General features: G+C 33.9%; 15 protein-coding genes. 14 read left to right on the top strand and 1 reads right to left on the bottom strand.

Annotation, left to right across the window (positions count from 1 at the left end):
* Nucleotides 1–317: 317 nt before the first annotated feature.
* From dnaN to gyrA, 5 genes are all read left to right on the top strand, one after another.
* Nucleotides 318–1,427, top strand: a complete 1,110-nt coding sequence (dnaN, locus tag WKT01_RS08490) for a DNA polymerase III subunit beta (RefSeq protein WP_117974719.1) — start codon at nt 318–320, stop codon at nt 1,425–1,427.
* A 65-nt stretch (nt 1,428–1,492) separates the two neighbouring features.
* Nucleotides 1,493–1,708, top strand: a complete 216-nt coding sequence (locus WKT01_RS08485; protein WP_059067100.1) for an RNA-binding S4 domain-containing protein — start codon at nt 1,493–1,495, stop codon at nt 1,706–1,708.
* A 41-nt stretch (nt 1,709–1,749) separates the two neighbouring features.
* Entirely contained in the window at nt 1,750–2,835 is a 1,086-nt protein-coding gene (gene recF, locus WKT01_RS08480; RefSeq protein ID WP_059067103.1) for a DNA replication/repair protein RecF, read from the top strand.
* Between the two features lie 11 nt (nt 2,836–2,846).
* Nucleotides 2,847–4,784, top strand: a complete 1,938-nt coding sequence (gene gyrB, locus WKT01_RS08475; protein ID WP_117974717.1) for a DNA topoisomerase (ATP-hydrolyzing) subunit B — start codon at nt 2,847–2,849, stop codon at nt 4,782–4,784.
* 51 nt (nt 4,785–4,835) lie between these two features.
* Nucleotides 4,836–7,331, top strand: a complete 2,496-nt coding sequence (gyrA, locus tag WKT01_RS08470; RefSeq protein WP_117974716.1) for a DNA gyrase subunit A — start codon at nt 4,836–4,838, stop codon at nt 7,329–7,331.
* A 97-nt stretch (nt 7,332–7,428) separates the two neighbouring features.
* Here gyrA and WKT01_RS08465 read toward each other — a convergent pair whose 3' ends face one another.
* Nucleotides 7,429–8,898, bottom strand: a complete 1,470-nt coding sequence (locus WKT01_RS08465) for an FGGY-family carbohydrate kinase (protein WP_117974714.1) — start codon at nt 8,896–8,898, stop codon at nt 7,429–7,431.
* Nucleotides 8,899–9,405: 507 nt separating this feature from the next.
* Between WKT01_RS08465 and WKT01_RS08460 the strand changes: the two genes are divergently transcribed.
* The 9 genes from WKT01_RS08460 to WKT01_RS08420 all read left to right on the top strand — a co-directional run bounded on the left by WKT01_RS08460 (nt 9,406) and on the right by WKT01_RS08420 (nt 18,385).
* A complete protein-coding gene (locus tag WKT01_RS08460; protein WP_270395931.1) occupies nt 9,406–9,873 on the top strand; it encodes a PTS sugar transporter subunit IIA in 468 nt (155 codons plus the stop codon).
* Nucleotides 9,874–9,887: 14 nt separating this feature from the next.
* Nucleotides 9,888–10,757 carry a PRD domain-containing protein gene (locus WKT01_RS08455; RefSeq protein WP_117974709.1) on the top strand — a complete coding sequence of 290 codons (870 nt, stop codon included), beginning with the start codon at nt 9,888–9,890 and terminating at the stop codon, nt 10,755–10,757.
* Between the two features lie 93 nt (nt 10,758–10,850).
* Entirely contained in the window at nt 10,851–12,254 is a 1,404-nt protein-coding gene (locus WKT01_RS08450) for a PTS transporter subunit EIIC (RefSeq protein ID WP_117974708.1), read from the top strand.
* Nucleotides 12,255–12,280: 26 nt separating this feature from the next.
* Nucleotides 12,281–13,705 (top strand): family 4 glycosyl hydrolase, encoded by a 1,425-nt coding sequence (locus tag WKT01_RS08445; RefSeq protein ID WP_117974706.1) that lies wholly within the window; start codon nt 12,281–12,283, stop codon nt 13,703–13,705.
* A gap of 75 nt (nt 13,706–13,780) precedes the next feature.
* On the top strand, nt 13,781–13,990 hold the full coding sequence (locus WKT01_RS08440; RefSeq protein ID WP_059067118.1) for a pro-sigmaK processing inhibitor BofA family protein: 210 nt from the start codon (nt 13,781–13,783) through the stop codon (nt 13,988–13,990).
* A gap of 244 nt (nt 13,991–14,234) precedes the next feature.
* Nucleotides 14,235–15,227, top strand: coding sequence for a hypothetical protein (locus WKT01_RS08435; RefSeq protein WP_117974703.1), 993 nt, complete (start codon nt 14,235–14,237; stop codon nt 15,225–15,227).
* Complete coding sequence (locus WKT01_RS08430; protein ID WP_059067123.1) at nt 15,220–16,434, top strand: CpaF family protein; 1,215 nt, start codon at nt 15,220–15,222, stop codon at nt 16,432–16,434. Before WKT01_RS08435 ends, WKT01_RS08430 begins: the two co-directional genes overlap by 8 nt.
* Nucleotides 16,435–16,621: 187 nt before the next feature.
* Nucleotides 16,622–17,137 carry a type II secretion system F family protein gene (locus tag WKT01_RS08425; protein WP_317246562.1) on the top strand — a complete coding sequence of 172 codons (516 nt, stop codon included), beginning with the start codon at nt 16,622–16,624 and terminating at the stop codon, nt 17,135–17,137.
* A gap of 3 nt (nt 17,138–17,140) precedes the next feature.
* Nucleotides 17,141–18,385, top strand: coding sequence for a secretion protein F (locus tag WKT01_RS08420; protein WP_340312028.1), 1,245 nt, complete (start codon nt 17,141–17,143; stop codon nt 18,383–18,385).
* Nucleotides 18,386–18,489: the final 104 nt, after the last annotated feature.

The following is an 18,489-nucleotide window of genomic DNA, read 5'->3' as shown; positions in this document are numbered from 1 at the left end:
GTGAATAACTATGTAAAAAACATGTGGATGAATGTGTGAAAAACATTTTTTATTTTTTTTAACGATTTTTTATTCTCATTTTATCCAACCCTTATACATTGTCTTTCTACATAGTTATCAAAATGGACAACCCTTTATTTTTTAAGGCTTTGAAGCACTTATTAACATATTCACAGTCCCTATTAAGAAGAATACGGAATTGATATATATATTTATATCTAAAAAAGAACCTGGATTTTTATCCCCACACTTACTTTATAGACAGATAAACTTTTCTTAGATATATAAAAGCATGGAAGTCGAAAGGAGTTATGTATATGAAAATTGTTTGTACAAAATCAAATTTGGTAAAAGGAGTCAGCATTGTATCTAAAGCAGTGCCTTCAAAAACTACAATGCCTATTCTGGAATGTATTTTAATAGATGCATCCACAGAAGAAATTAAATTAACAGCAAATGATATGGAATTGGGCATCGAAACTAGAATTGAAGGTGAGATCATTGAAAGAGGGATCATAGCATTAAATGCAAAAATTTTCTCTGAAATTGTAAGAAAACTTCCAGATAATGATGTTGTGATCGAGACAGAATCAGATAGTCAGGCTTTGATCACATGTGAAAAAGCAAAATTTAACATTGCAGCACAATCGGGAGATGATTTTTCCTATCTTCCTGTTATTGAAAAAGATGATTTTATTACAGTTACAGAATTTACACTCAAAGAAGTTATCCGGCAGACGATTTTTTCTATTGCTGATAATGATACAAATAAAATGATGACAGGAGAGCTTTTTGAGATTGAGGACAATATGCTGAAAGTAGTGTCTCTTGACGGGCACAGAATCTCTATTCGTAAAATTGAACTAAAAGATTCTTATGCTTCTAAAAAAGTGATCGTACCTGGAAAAACTTTGCAGGAGATCAGTAAAATTATTGGTGGAGAAGCAGAGGCAGAGGTAGATATTTCATTTACGAAGAATCACATTGTGTTTGAATTTGATAAAACAGTGGTGGTTTCCCGCCTTATCGAGGGAGAATATTTCAAGATCGATCAGATGCTTTCTAGTGATTACGAGACAAAAGTAAAGATCAATAAACGTGAATTATTGGATTGTATCGACAGAGCTACGCTTTTGATCAAAGAAGGGGATAAGAAGCCGATCATCATAGACATCAGAGAGGAGTCTATGGAACTGAAAATAAAATCACAGATAGGTTCTATGGATGAAGAAATTTTTATAACAAAAGAAGGAAAGGATTTGTTGATCGGATTTAATCCTAAATTTTTGATAGATGCATTAAGAGTCATAGAAGATGAAGAAGTGGAATTGTATTTTATGAATGCAAAAGCTCCGTGTTTTATAAAAGATGAGGCACAGAGTTATATTTATTTGATACTTCCTGTAAATTTCAGTGCAGTAGCATAAATGAAACCATTTATAAAAACACAACGAAATGTTGTGTATATGAGAAGATTTGGAGAAAGAAGAAAGTGGATAGTATAAAATTACGTCAAAATGATGAATTTATCAAGTTAGGTCAGGCTTTGAAGGCGGCAGGTCTGGTTGGATCTGGTGTGGAAGCAAAAGAAGTGATTCAGGATGGTCTGGTAACAGTCAATCAGGAAGTAGAGATGAGGCGTGGAAGAAAGCTCTATGATGGAGATATTGCTGCTTTTGACGGCAAGGAAATAAAAATTGAAAAATAGGGTAAAAAAGTGTAAAATAGGTAAGTAATAATGGAGAAAGTATGGTAATCAAATCTTTAAAGCTGAAAAATTATAGGAATTATGATTTATTAGATTTGACCTTTGATCCAAAGACGAACATTTTGTATGGAGATAATGCACAGGGAAAAACAAATATTCTGGAAGGCCTTTATTTGACTGGAACAACCAAATCTCACAGAGGAACAAAAGACAGAGATCTTATAAGATTTGGAGAAGAAGAGTCCCATCTTGAGACTATCGTCAACAAGCATGGGACTGATTTTCAGATAGATATGCATTTGAAAAAGAATAGTCCAAAAGGAATTGCTATTAATAAAATTCCAATCAGAAGGGCAAGTGAATTATTTGGAATCATACATTTTGTATTTTTTTCTCCTGAAGATTTGAATATCATTAAAGAAGGTCCTTCTGGCAGACGAAGATTTATGGATCTGGAATTGTCACAGCTTGACAAATTATATCTGAGTAACCTGTCTAATTATAATCGGATCATCAATCAAAGAAATTCCTTATTGAAAGAATTATATAAACAGGAAAGTTTGATGGAAACTTTGGATATCTGGGATCTTCAGTTAGTGGAATACGGAAACAAAATAATAGAGAGACGAGAAAAATTTATACAACAGGTAAATAAAATTATTTCGGATATTCATTTTAAATTGACAGGCGGGAAGGAAAAAATTTTCATTACATATGAAAAGAGTATTGGAAATCTTTCCTTGGAGCAGTCGCTTAAAAAGAACAGGGAAAGAGATATACGAATGAAAAGTACATCTTCCGGACCACACAGAGATGATCTGTGTTTTACGGCAGGAGATATTGACATAAGAAAATTCGGGTCTCAGGGACAACAGAGAACGGCAGCTCTCTCTTTAAAACTTTCAGAAATAGAGCTTGTAAAAAAGTTGATCAATGATACACCGATTTTATTATTAGATGATGTATTGTCTGAGTTGGACAAACATAGGCAAAACTATCTATTGGATAGTATCCATGATATACAGACAGTCATTACATGTACTGGATTGGATGAATTTGTGAATCATCGTTTTTCAATTAATAAAATATTTCATGTGAAAAATGGAAAAGTAGCGAATGAAAATTAGGAGGTTTTTAAATGGGTGCAACAGGTACAGAATTTGATGCTGAATATGGAGCAGATCAGATTCAGATATTAGAAGGATTAGAAGCGGTAAGGAAAAGACCGGGTATGTACATCGGAAGCACTTCTTCGAGAGGTCTCCATCATCTGGTATATGAAATTGTAGATAATGCGGTAGATGAGGCTTTAGCAGGATATTGTGATACTATAGTTGTCAGTATCAATGCGGATAATTCCATTACAGTTATAGATAATGGGCGTGGAATTCCGGTAGGAATCAATCATAAAGCAGGACTTCCAGCAGTAGAAGTTGTATTTACGATCCTCCATGCAGGTGGAAAATTTGGCGGCGGGGGATATAAGGTTTCGGGAGGGCTCCATGGAGTTGGAGCATCTGTCGTAAACGCGCTTTCTGAATGGTTGGAAGTAGAAATCTGCAATGAAGGAAAAATATATAAACAACGTTATGAACGAGGCAAAGTAGCCTTTAAATTAAAAGTAGTCGGCGATTGCGAAGCAGAAAAAACAGGAACGAAAGTAACATTTCTGCCGGATAAGGAAATTTTTGAAGAAACAATCTTTGATTATGACATATTAAAGCAGCGCTTTAGAGAAATGGCTTTCTTAACAAAAGGATTAAAAATTGTTTTAAGAGATGAAAGAGAAGAAGATCCAAAGGAAAAAACATTCCATTATGAAGGCGGCATCAAAGAATTTGTTACTTATCTAAACAAAAGCAAAACGCCTCTTTATGAGCAGATCATCTACTGTGAAGGGATGAAAGATAATGTATTTGTAGAAGTTGCTATGCAGCATAATGATTCTTACAGCGATAACACATATGGTTTTGTAAATAATATTACAACACCGGAGGGGGGAACCCATATTGTAGGATTTAGAAATGCATTGACAAAGACTTTTAATGATTACGCCAGAAAAAATAAACTTTTAAAGGATAATGAACCGAATCTTTCAGGTGAAGATATAAGAGAAGGCCTGACTGCGATCATCAGTGTTAAAATTGAAGATCCACAGTTTGAAGGGCAGACAAAACAGAAACTTGGAAATAGCGAGGCAAGAGGAGCTGTAGATAATATTGTAAGTACCCAGCTTGAAATTTTTCTTGAACAAAATCCAAGTGTAGCAAAGCTGACGATTGAAAAATCTGTAATGGCACAAAGAGCCAGAGAAGCGGCAAGAAAAGCAAGAGATCTGACAAGAAGAAAATCTGCTTTAGAAGGTATGTCGCTTCCGGGAAAACTGGCAGATTGTTCAGACAAAGACCCTGTAAATTGTGAAATTTATATTGTCGAGGGAGATTCTGCGGGCGGTTCTGCTAAAACAGCAAGAGATCGGGCGACACAGGCAATCCTTCCGCTGCGTGGAAAAATTTTAAATGTAGAAAAAGCACGTTTAGATAAGATTTATGCAAATGCCGAGATTAAAGCAATGATCACCGCCTTTGGTACAGGGATCCATGAAGATTTTGATATTTCAAAATTAAGATATCATAAAATTATCATCATGACAGATGCCGATGTGGATGGGGCTCATATCAGTACTTTATTATTAACCTTTTTATATCGGTTTATGCCTGATCTTATCAAAGAAGGGTATGTATATCTGGCACAGCCGCCTCTTTATAAATTAGAAAAAAATAAAAAGGTTTGGTATGCATATAGTGATGAAGAATTAAACAAGATTCTGACAGAAGTGGGAAGAGACGGAAATAATAAAATTCAGAGATATAAAGGTCTGGGTGAGATGGATGCAGAGCAGCTTTGGGATACGACAATGGATCCGGAACATAGAATACTGCTTCGTGTAACAATGGATGAAGAAACATCTTCCGAACTTGATTTGACTTTTACTACCTTAATGGGAGATAAAGTAGAACCAAGAAGAGAATTCATAGAAGAAAATGCAAAATACGTCCAGAATCTGGATATATAGCAGATTTTAGGAGTCGGTAGTATGCAAAAGTAAGTGATAAAGGAGAAAAAAATGGAAGATAATATTTTTGACAAGGTTCATGAAGTCGATTTAAAAAAGACAATGGAGACTTCTTATATCGACTATGCCATGAGTGTAATTGCTGCTCGTGCGCTTCCCGATGTCAGAGATGGATTAAAACCGGTACAGAGAAGAATTTTGTATTCAATGATAGAGTTGAATAATGGTCCTGATAAACCGCATCGTAAATGTGCTCGTATTGTCGGTGATACAATGGGTAAATATCACCCACATGGGGATAGCTCTATTTATGGTGCTTTGGTTAATCTTGCGCAGGAGTGGTCCACTAGGTATCCACTTGTAGACGGACATGGAAATTTTGGCTCTGTGGATGGAGACGGAGCTGCGGCAATGCGTTATACAGAGGCAAGGCTTAGCAAAATATCTATGGAAATGACTGCGGATATTAATAAAGATACAGTAGATTTTGCGCCTAACTTTGATGAAACAGAAAAAGAACCTGTCGTTCTTCCATCAAGATTTCCAAATCTTCTTGTAAATGGAACATCAGGAATAGCAGTAGGAATGGCAACGAATATTCCTCCTCATAATCTGCGGGAGGTGATAGCCGCAGTAGTAAAGATCATTGATGATCAGATAGATGAAAATGGGGAGACTACGATTGAGGATATATTAAAAATTGTAAAAGGACCTGATTTCCCTACAGGAGCAGAGATATTAGGAACAAGAGGAATTGAAGAGGCATATCGCACAGGAAGAGGAAAAATAAGAGTACGCGCTGTCACGAATATTGAACCAATGAAAAATGGAAAAAACAGGATCATTGTGACAGAATTGCCATATATGGTAAATAAAGCGAGATTGATTGAAAAAATTGCTGAATTAGTCAGAGATAAGAGAATAGATGGAATTACAGATCTAAGTGATCAGTCAAGTCGTGAGGGTATGCGTATTTGTATTGAACTGCGAAGAGATGTAAATCCAAATGTTATATTAAATCAGTTGTATAAGCATACACAGCTTCAGGATACATTTGGCGTGATCATGCTGGCTTTGGTAAATAATGAACCAAGGATCATGAATATCCTGGATATGCTGAAATATTATCTGGAACATCAGGAAAATGTTGTTACCAGAAGAACGAAATATGAACTGAATAAAGCTGAAGAAAGAGCTCATATTTTACAGGGATTATTAATTGCTTTAGATCATATTGACGAAGTTATAAAGATCATCAGAGGATCTAAAACCGTTCAAATTGCAAAAGAAGAATTAATGGAAAGATTCGAACTGACAGATGTACAGGCACAGGCGATTGTAGATATGCGTTTGCGTGCGCTGACAGGTTTAGAACGGGAAAAGCTGGAAGCAGAATATGAAGAATTGATGAAAAAAATCGGAGAATTGAAAGCAATTCTTGCAGACAGAAAGATACTTCTTGGCGTCATCAAAAAGGAAATTTTGATTATTTCTGAAAAATATGGAGATGAAAGAAGAACTCATATAGGATATGATGAATTTGATATTTCCATGGAAGATCTCATTCCTAGAGAGAATGTAGTCATTACAATGACAAAATTGGGATATATCAAAAGAATGACGATGGATACCTTTAAGAGCCAGAATAGAGGCGGAAAAGGAATCAAAGGTATGCAGACTCTGGAGGATGATTATATCGAAGAGCTGTTTATAACAACAAGTCATCATTATATTATGTTCTTTACAAACACAGGAAGAGTTTACAGACTGAAGGCATATGAGATACCGGAAGCCGGCAGGACTGCAAGAGGAACAGCGATTATCAATCTGCTTCAGTTGATGCCGGATGAAAAGATCACAGCTGTTATTCCTATTTCAGAATATGAAGATGGAAAGTATTTGTTTATGGCAACAGAAAAAGGTCTTGTAAAGAAAACACCTATTATTGACTATGCAAATGTCAGAAAAACCGGTCTTGCGGCTATCACATTACGTGAAGATGACAAGTTGATAGAAGTAAAAGTAACAGATAACGAACAAGATATTATACTTGTTACAAAATATGGTCAGTGTATCCGCTTTAATGAACAGGACGTACGTTCTACAGGAAGAACATCTATGGGTGTGCGTGGAATGAATTTATCTGACAATGATGTTGTTATCGGCATGCAGATGAGCAGTCAGGGAAAATACCTCCTTATCATTTCTGAAAAGGGTATGGGAAAACGTACGGATATAGATGAATTTACAAGACAAAACCGTGGTGGAAAAGGTGTGAAATGTTATAAGATCACTGAGAAGACCGGAAATGTGATCGGTATGAAGGCGGTAGATGAAGATAATGAAATTATGATCATCAATACGGAAGGTATTATAATAAGAATGAAGTGTTCTGATATTTCTGTATATGGAAGAATAACTTCAGGAGTGAAATTAATTAATTTACCAGAAAATGAAACAGTTGCAAGTACAGCAAAAGTAAGGAAAGCTTCTGCAGAAATAGATGGTGAACAAGTAGAAATCTCTGGAGAAGATGAAGAAAAATAAAATTTATTAAGAAATAAAAAAGAGTACTAGATTATTTTTAAATTTAATCTAGTACTCTTTTTTATGGAAATCTTTCCATTTCTTATAAAATAAAGGTTTAAGAATATAGCTTTTTATACATTTTATTCATATATAGTCTTTTCTCTTTATAAAGAGAAGCATTCATTTTGTCAGGGACATAAAGGACAGATTTTTCTTCTTTTTTTACAGCGTTAAGAGCAGATTGATAATCAGTATAATATCCTAGTCCAACTAAGGCATTGATCAGTCCGCCAAGAGAAGTTTGTTCAGGATTTTTACTTTTTATTAATTCTTTTTGATATACATCTGCCTGTATTTGATTAAAAGCTGAAAAATTAGTCAGTCCTCCGCTTATATGTATTTTATTTGTATATCCTACATAATTTTCCAGAACATCAATATTATTTGCAGTTTCCATAGCAATAGATTCTAATATAGATCTTGCCATGTCTTGTCGGGTAGTTCTCAATGTCAGATTAAGAAAACAACCTGAAGCATCTGCATTCCAATCGGGCGTACCGCGGCCCTGGAAATAAGGAAGAACAGTACAGCCGTTGGAGCCTGGGACAGATTGCAATATATCCTGGTTAATGAGATCATAATCAGTGGTATCCACATAAAATTGATTTTTAAACCAGTCATATAAAGAACAACAAGAAAGAATACTGGATTCCAGTACATATTTTCCTTTTTCTGCATGAGCGCCGCATATTACATTATCTTCTAAATTATCGGGTACCTTATCACTATAAGCAAGAAGAAATGCTCCAGTGCCTGTTGTAAGTTCCATATCACCTGTTTTTATGATGCCGAGTCCGAGTGCGGCACATTGCTGATCCCCTCCCGCGCTTATGAGTGGAGTTCCCTGCATAATTCCGGTTGCATGAAAGAAGTCTTCAGTAGTAGTACCTAATACTTCACCGGGAGAAATCAAATCGCATAACTTGCCCTTTTCGATTTCAAAAAGTTTAAGAAGCTCATCATCCCATTGTCTTGTTCTTATATTCATCAAAGAAGAACGGCTTCCATATGTGTGATCCGTTTTGAATTCACCAGTCATCAGTAAAGCAAAATAGTCCGCGACAGTAAGAATTTTATAAGCAGATGCATATATTTCAGGTTGGTTTCGTTTTATCCAGGTCATTTTACTACCTGAAAATACATCATTGATCCGGGCTCCTGTTTTTTCAGAAATTAATTTTTCTGCATGTTTTAATTCATTTCCAATGGAAGTATTTCTCTTATCCATCCACATAATTGCCTGTGACAGAGGAACGGCATTTTTGTCAACAGGAATAACAGTGGAACGTTGACTCGTAAGGGAAAGTCCATCTATATGTATATGATGTTCATTTGTCCATTCAGAAAGATTCTTTCCAATTGCATAGAGATCACATTTCCATTCTTTAGGATCCTTTTCAGCAAAGGTTTCATTGATATACTGCACTTGATAGCGAATTTGGTGCATATGTAAGATTTTTCCACTGTTATTATAGAGAATACCTCTTATACTGGATGTTCCTACATCGATAACGGCTATATTCATGATGTTCCTCCTAAATTATATCTTTAAGATAATGATGAGATAAGTAGTTTTGTGAAAAAGTAAAAAGTTATTTTAACTTATTATTAATTTATCATATTTGTTCATAAAAAAACAATAATAATCGTAAAATAATATTTATTTTAGGGATAATAAATATTTTAATGTAAAAAAATTATATATAATGCACAAAAAATGAAAAATATATGATTGAATTAGAACATATAATATATATTTTAATAGATGAAATATAGCATTTAGAAGAAAATAAGTTTTGATATAATTTGGAATATAATTTTTTGAATTATAGGATAATTGTACAATTTGTAATTTGTTTTTTTGTATGGTTTAACTAAAATAAAATTTGTTATTGATTTTTTTAGACACGTAGTATAACATAGTGCTCAGAAAGAAATTTATATAAAATGTTTTAAGGATTGTAACTCTCTGAGGCATTACCTTTTAGTAAAGGATATGCAGAGGGTTTTTTTATTTATAAAGGAGAATAGTATGTTTAAATTTTTAAAAAAGAAAAAGACTCAAATCGTATCTCCAGTATGTGGAAAATGTATTCCAATCACAGAGGTACCTGATGCAGTTTTTTCTGAAAAAATATTAGGAGATGGATTTGCAGTAATTCCATCGGGAGACATAATTGTATCTCCGGCGGATGGAGAAATTATTACTCTGGCGGATACAAAACATGCAGTAGGAATTAAAACAAAAGATGATATAAATATACTTTTGCATGTAGGGCTAGACACAGTAAAATTAAAAGGAACAGGTTTTCATTGTTTTGTGAAACAAGGAGAAAAAGTGAAGGCGGGAACGCCTCTTATACATGTAGATCATGCAGAAATAGAAAAAAGAAATATAAATCTTACGACAGTTGTCGTATTTACAGAAGGTTATGACGGTGCAGTAAAATTAAACTGCTGTGAAAAAAAAGTAAAAGCCGGAGAAGTATTAATTTCCTGAGAAGGAGGAGTTTCATGAGAATTACAAAAAAGATTAACAATAATGTAGCAGTTGGTCTTGACAGTAATGGAAATGAAATAGTGGTGTTTGGCAAAGGAATTGGATTTCCTGAAATGCCGTATGAATTAAAAGATCTTTCAAAGATAGACAGAACTTATTATAATATCGATCACAAATATTATAAACTTTTAAATGAAGTTTCTGAAGAAGTATTTTTCTTTGTTAATAAATTGTTGGATATAGCAAAGAAAGAAATAGATGGAGATTTAAATCCAAATCTTGTTTTTGTTCTTTCAGATCATATTAATTTTGCAATTATCAGAAACAGAAAAAATATGGATATACCTCTTCCATATTCATACGAATTAGAATATGAATATCCTAAGCTGACAAAAATAGCAGCCTGGTTTGTAAAAAAAATAAATGAAAGAATGCATACAACTTTGGAAAAGGGAGAGATAACTAGTATTACCATGCATTTTTTAAATGCATTGGAAGGAGAAAGAATAAAAGAAAATATTCGAGCTGAATCTGATTATATTGCCAGTATTATCAAGAATATTACTAGTATTATAGAAAATTTTTATGATATGAATATAGATAAACGAAGTTTTTATTATTTTCGTTTTAAGAACCATATAAAATTTTTTGTACAAAGGCAGAGAATAGAAGAAAATATTCTGGATGGAGGAGATGAATTATTCGAAGAAATAAAACGAACTTATCCAAAGGTATTTGAATGTGTAATGAAAGTGGATACATATCTGGCAGAAGAATTTAGGAAACATTGCTCGAAAAAGGAATTGTTATATTTAATGCTTCATATTCAACAATTATATACAAAAGAGGATTGTAACCGAAAGGGCATTACCCCGAAAAAATAGCTTGGCTGTTTTTTTGGGGTTTTCTGTTAAAATGAAACATGCTTGCGCGCGGCATGGTTTATATAAAAAGCAAAAAGAAAAGGAGGAAGGGGAATGAATAAAGAGAAAAGGATTGCTGAACAAGTATTGAAACTTGTCGGAGGAAAAGAAAATATAAGTCATGTTTTTCATTGTATGACAAGACTGAGGTTTAATTTAAAAGATAATGGGCTGGCCAACTTAGAAAAAATAAAAGAAGTAGAAGGTGTTTATGGGGTACAGATAGCAGAGGGAGAGATACAAGTTATTATTGGAGCAGGCGTAAATTCTGTATATAATGCTGTTTTAGATCTGACTGGTCTGGAAGAAACCGAAAGTATAAATGAAAATTTAGACAGCATATTGATAGAGAATAAACAAAAGAAAAATATAAAATGGTTCATTAATGGTATCTTTAGTATATTTTCTTCTTGTTTGTCGCCGCTTGTGCCATTATTTGTTGTAATAGGCATTTTTAATATGATCGCTGTATTGATTGGTCCTCAGTTTTTAAATTTGGTAGGGGAAGAATCAGATATCTATAGAAATTTCTATTGGGTCGGACAGACAATTCTTTATTTTTTGCCTGTATTGGTTGGATATACGGCATCGCGAAAATTTGGCTCTAATACATTAATTACAATGGTGATTGCCTGTATGTTGATATATCCAAATTTTGTAAGCCTTGTTGGCGAAGGAGCTTCCTATACGGTTTATGGAATTCCTGCCGCTGCAATAGAATATAGTAGTTCATTGATTCCTATAATTTTGATTGCATGGATACAAAAATATATTGAAAAGTTTCTTAATAAACATATACCTGATGTAATAAAAGTTATCTTAATTCCATGTGGAACGATCGCGATCATGCTGCCTTTAAGTTTTTGTATTTTAGGGCCAATAGGGAATTATTTGGGAGTAGGTCTTGGAAATTTGATTTTCGGATTATATGATATAGCAGGTCCTTTGGAAACAATGCTATTTGGTGCGTTTTGTGTGATTTTGACGGGAACAGGTATCGCACGGCCCATTTTCTTTATTGCAATGACAACACTATTTGCGGCGGGGCAGGAAAGTGCAGTTATGCCGATTGCAATGGTAGTAAATAATTTTATTGTAATGGGACTTGATTTAGGATACATAATCAAAACAAAATCTGCGAAAAAGAAACAATTTGGTATTACGTGTTTTATTTCCTCTATCTTGGGAGGTGTAAGTGAACCATCGATTTTTGGAATTATTTTCAACAACAAAAGAGCGATGCTTACAACCATTATTTCGGGGGCAGTATCAGGTCTTTATCTTGGCATTATGAATGTAACTTATTATTCATTTGGTCCAAGTAATATTTTAGGAGTAGTTGGTTTCTTTGGAGGAACACAGATGAATTTTATTCATGGATGCATTGCTGCCGGGATTGGTTTCATTGCGGCTCTTATAGTAATGTTGTTAATTTATCGTGATGAAAAAAGTGAATAAATAAAAAATATATGGAGGTATGAAAAATGAAAGAGAGAAATATGATTTTAGCAAATATTGGTTCAGGATCTTCTTATCTGCCAGATATAGCAGAAATGCTGATTGAAAGAAGAGATAAAATGCCAATAAAGGAATGGAGATTAATGGATATTGATGAATATCGACTTAACTGCACAGGTAAGTATGTACAGAAAATGTTTGAAGATGCAAATATGCCAACAAAGATAGTATTGACAAATAATTTAGAAGAAGCTGTACAAAACTGTGATTTTGTTATTTGTACAATTCGTCCTGGAAAATCAGATGCTAGGAACTTGGATGAGACAATCCCTTTTAAACACGGACTGATAGGGCAAGAAACAACAGCTCCCGGTGGAATGATAATGGGATTTAAGAGTATTCCGCCTATTTTGGAAATTGCTAGAGCAATTGAAGAGTATGCAAAAAAATCGTGTTATCTGATAAATCTTGCGAATCCGTCTGGTATGATTGCAGAGGCGTTAAATCGTTATTCTAATATTAAATATGCTGGATTATGTAATGGGCCTACTGTTATTCGTACAGCAATGAAAGAAATTTATGGACAGGAAAATTCGGAGGATGTATTTGTAGAGGTTATAGGATTAAACCATTTGATCTGGTGTAAAGTTTTTGTGAAAGGAGAAGATGTAACAGATGAAGCATTTGAAAAACTGTTAGAATGGTCGGCAGAAAATATTCCCGCACTACGAAAGGAATTTGTAGAACCTGCATTAGAAAAATTTATTGGCTATATTCCAATGGGACCATATCTTGAATTTTATTATGATTTTCCAAACAGTTTTAAAGACTTGCAGGATTATTCGGGAAATCATTGGGCATCCATGCTGGCACATGTACAAAAACATGTAGGCAATGTGCTGGATGATTTAGTAATGCCTGAGCATGCGACCAGAGCAGAGTGTGTAAAAATTGTAGAAAAACGTACATTTGAATTATATGAGAAATTAGATCCCAGAGCTTATCCGTTAGCTGCAAATACCCGAGGAGGAAAAGGATATGGAGAAGCTGGAATTACATTGATCAATGCTATTTGGAACAATACAAATGAAATATTCAGCCCGGATGTGGCAAGTATGGGATGTATTCAGGAATTTGATCCAAACTGCGTATGCACGACAACTTCTTTAGTAAATGCCGCCGGAATTCATCCTATATGTTTTCCAAAACTTCCAGGCCATATGATGAGTAAAATATATGCTGCTAAAGAGTATGAAAAATTGGCGGTAGAAGCGGCAGTTACAGGAAGTTACCATGCAGCTTTGGAAGCTTTGGTTGCAAATCCTCTGGTAAATTCTTACTATAATGCAAAAAGTGCATTAAATGAATTGCTTATTTTAGAAAAGGAATATCTTCCGCAGTTTAAAGATGTAATTGAAGCATTAGAAAAAGGACAAGAGCCATTAAATTAGTTTTTAAAATATAGAGCATAATGAAGACAGACATGGAATAAGATATATTATAAATTTGAAAAGAGGTTATCATAAATGGAAAACAGACTTATTTCTGCTGTAGTAAATTTCCTTGTACGTGCAGTGATTGGCATGGCATTGATTTTTTTCATTAATCAGTTTGTTCTTCCGGATGAAAATTCAATGAATGTAGGATTGAATACACTCTCTTTTTTGACAACTGGAAGCCTTGGTATTCCTGGTGTCTGTCTTCTTTATGGTATTTTATTTTATCAGACTTTGTAAGTATTTCACAAAATCCTGCAAATTTTAATTTACGTCTGGACAAAGAAAAAATAGACGTTTATAATTCGATTTACACACCAGAGATCAATCTGGTTTTCCATTTACTTAATAGTTTATTGTAAATGGTCTGCGGAATGGATATATACATATCTGTTCGTCATATATTCTATTCAAGCTGCAGGTTCGCAGCAAATTTTTCAGTTTTTATTTATACAGAGGGGATAAAACTAAATAAGAAAGGAGGATGGCGGTGTATTCAGGTCATTTTGTAATATGTGACCCTGACAAAGAGTATTCTGAAAATCTGATGAAGTTTATATCTGAAATGGAAAAAATAGATCTGCAATTTCAGATTTTTCATGAAGAAGAAAGCCTTATGTCTTTTTCTAAACGCAAGCCTATTGATATTCTTTTGATAGCAGAGGAGTATGATCAAGACGGCAAATTTGAAAAAATTACAGAAAATAAATTTGTGCTGACTAAAAATGAGCAGGATAAGAGAAACGATCAAAAAAGAATCTATAGATATCAGTCTGCGGAGAACATCATAAAAATTTTATTTGAAGATGCAGAACAAGATAAAAAGGATAACAAAGATATTTTATCAATAAGGAAAAAACAAGATACAGACAGAATAATAAGGAGAAAAGGTCTGATAGGTATCTACTCGCCTGTGCACAGAATCGGGAAAACGAAGTTTGCGATCCAGCTGGGGATAAAATCAGCAAAGTATGTTCCAACGCTTTATTTAAATCTAGAAGAGTATCCTGCAAGTGGATTGTATTATCCAGATCAAAAAGAGAAAAATATCGGTGATTTATTATTTTATGCAGGACAGAATACAGAAAATTTAGGGTTTCGCATTAATACGATTGCAGGACAAATAGAAAATTTAGATTATATTATGCCAATACCGATCCTACAAGATTTAAGACAAGTAAAAGTCGATGAATGGCTAAATCTGTTTGAACAGATATTAAAAAAATGTATTTATGAAACAATTATATTAGATTTGAGTGATAGTGTGGATGGATTATATACAATTCTACAAAATTGTTCTGTCATATATACACATTATGCAGAGGAACCAACTTCAGAGGAAAAAGTAAGACAGTATGAACAAAATATCAAACGTATGGGGATGGAAGCAATATTAGAACATACGATACGCAAAAAGGTTACAAGAAGGAATAAAAATCTTACAACAGACAGAAAAGAAGGCATGAAAAATGATTAACACGGAATGGATATATGCAAAAATGATGCTTCAGATGGATATGTCGAAAGAGATACAGGATGAAGAACTGGAACGGATGATTCAAGAGGTATTGGAAGAGGTTGGGAAACAAGAATATATTCCGCTTAATGAAAAAATACAGATCAGCCGTGAATTATTTAATGCATTTCGCAGACTGGATATTTTACAGGAATTAATTGAAGATGACACAATCACAGAAATCATGGTAAATGGCACAGAAAATATATTTTTTGAAAAAGAAGGAAAGATATTTCGTTCGGATAAAAGATTTTTTTCTTTAGAAAAACTGCAGGATGTCATTCAGCAGATCGTATCTGGAACAAACCGTTATGTAAATGAATCTTCCCCTATCGTAGATACAAGACTGGAGGATGGATCGCGTGTCAATGTAGTATTAAAACCGGTAGCTTTGAATGGACCGATCATGACGATCCGGAAATTTCCGAAAGAGGCGATAACCATAAAACAGCTGATACAATTTGGAAGTATTACAAAAGAAGCTGCTGAATTTTTAAAGATACTTGTAGAAGCAAAATATAATATTTTTGTCAGTGGAGGTACTGGTGCGGGAAAAACGACATTTTTAAATGCTTTATCAGATTTTATACCAAAAGAAGAACGAATCATCACAATCGAGGATAATGCAGAACTCCAGATAAAAGGAGTGGATAATCTAGTACGCTTAGAGGCGAGAAATGCAAATTTGGAAGGTGATGGAGCAGTTACGATCCGTGATTTGATCAAATCTGCTCTTAGAATGAGGCCGGATAGAATTATCGTAGGTGAAGTTAGAGGAGAAGAAACAGTAGATATGATCTCATCAGCAATGTTAAACGGACACAGTGGTTCTATGTCAACAGGACATGCCAATAATCCTGCGGATATGTTGAAACGTTTGGAGACAATGATGCTGATGGGGATCGAATTGCCCTTTGTGGCAATTCAAAGACAGATTGCTTCTGCGTTGGATATTATCATTCATTTGGGAAGATTGCGGGACAAAAGCAGAAAAGTATTGGAGATAGCAGAAGTGATGGAATACGAGCAAGGAGATATTAAACTAAGAACATTATATGAATTTCAAGAGGAGGGAATGAAAAATGGGAAAATTCAAGGCAGGCTTATGAAGGCAGAGGAACTTAAATATACAGAAAAACTGCTGGCTGCAGGATATAAAAGGAATTGAGTATGCTGCTGGGATCGGAAAAGGAATCCTCATTTTTTCAGGAATTTCTTATGCATTTTATGAATCATGGAAAGCTTTTTTTCTTTTACTGCCTATTTTTATATTTTATATGAAAGATTGGACAGAGTCATACATTCATAAAAAAGAATTAGAATTTAGAAATCAGTTCAAAGACAGTATACAAATAATGGCGGCGACATTAAAAGCCGGATATTCTGTAGAAAATGCAATCCGTGAGACGTATGAAGATTTAAAAGTTCTATATAAAAAAGACAGTCGTATTTTAAAAGAATATGAACAGATGATATATAAATTAAATATAAATAGAACAGCTGAACAAGTATTAGAAGAATTTTCTGAAAATGTAAAACAGGAGGATGTTCGGAATTTTATTACCGTATTTTCCGCGGCAAAAAGAAGCGGAGGCGATAGTATATCCATTATATACAATTCCATAAAAATAATCAGTGAAAAAATAGAAACAGAAAAAGAAATTCAGACATTATTGGCTTCTAAAAAAATGGAGTTTAGAATCATGTGTTTTATCCCATTTTGTATCATATGCTATTTGAAATTGACATTTGGAGAATTTTTATCTGTTTTATATGGGAATACGGCAGGGGGTTTTGTCATGAGTGTATGTTTGTTCTTTTATATGATTGCTTATCAGATGGGAAAAAGAATTATACAGATAGAGGTTTGATCATTGAAAAGAGAAAAAAAGAAAAAGTCTGTCCATATAAAAGTTTGCTTTATCGTTTTTATGTCATTCGTGGTTTCGGGATGTATTTGGTTTACAGATAATAGAAAATCATTAGAAAAAGATGAAAAGGGAGAGGTAATCCTGCAGAGAAATGATCATGGTGAGGGCGATAAAAAAGAGTCATTGAATTTTCAGACAGACGGTATAAATGAGACGATAGAAATTACTGTAGAAGAAAAAGAATATGATGAAGAACAGTTAAAGAAAGTTTTTGAGCAGGCACAAAAAAAACTAGAGACTTATATATTAGGAGAAAATGAAAGTCTTTCGGAAGTACGTTCTGATTTAAATCTAATTACAGAAATTCCAGAAAACAATATCAAAGTATCTTGGGAACTTGATGATTATTCTATCATGGATGTACAGGGAAATCTTAAAGCAGAAAACGTAAGTGATGAAGGGACACTGCTGGGACTTAAGGCATTATTGACATATAAAGAAGAAAGTAGACTTTATGAATTTTACGTACATGTTTTTCCACCTAAAAGAACAAAAGAACAAAAAACAGCAGATAAGATAAAAACTTTAATATATGACGCAGATAAAGAAACAAAAGAAAAAGAATACTTGGTTTTACCTAAGGAAATAGAAGGAAAAGAAATTAAGTGGAGCTATCCTTTGAATTACAGAGCAGTAGCAATTTTAATTTTAAGTCTGCTGATGGCAGTACTTTTCTATTTTGCTGAAAAACAAAAGATCGTCAAAGAACAAAAAAAGAAAAAAATGGAACTGCAAATAGATTATCCTCAAATTATCAACAGTCTGGTTCTGTATATGGGCGCAGGAATGACAATACGGGCAGCATGGTTCAAAACCGTAGAGGAATATAAGAATGACAGAGAAAAAATAGGAAAAAGAGCAGCTTATGAAGAAATGATACATGCAATGTATGAAATGCAGAGAGGAAAGACAGAAAGAGAATGTTATGAAGACTTTGGAAGCAGATGTGATACCTCTTCCTATAGGAAACTTTCCGCAATACTTTCACAGAATCTCCAAAAAGGTTCAAAGGGACTAACAGAAATTTTAAAAATAGAAGCGGCAGATGCATTTGAGGAACGTAAAAATCTGGCACGAAAATCAGGGGAAGAAGCGGGGACCAAACTATTAATTCCTATGTTTATCATGCTGGCAATTGTGATGGCGATCATGATAGTACCTGCATTCTTTTCTATTCAAATTTCATAAAGGGGAAGTATCAAGGCAGTTATAAATGAAAGGAGAGAGTATAGAATGAAAAAAATAAAGAAAAAGATAGATGCTATGCTGATCAAGCGTAAATGTGTGTCTGG

The sequence above is a fragment of the Mediterraneibacter sp. ICN-202921 genome, assembly GCF_037890075.1.
Taxonomy (GTDB): Bacteria; Bacillota; Clostridia; order Lachnospirales; family Lachnospiraceae; genus Mediterraneibacter; species Mediterraneibacter massiliensis.
The sequence above is the reverse complement of the archived record's forward strand: the minus strand, read 5'-3'. Positions and strand labels throughout refer to the sequence as shown.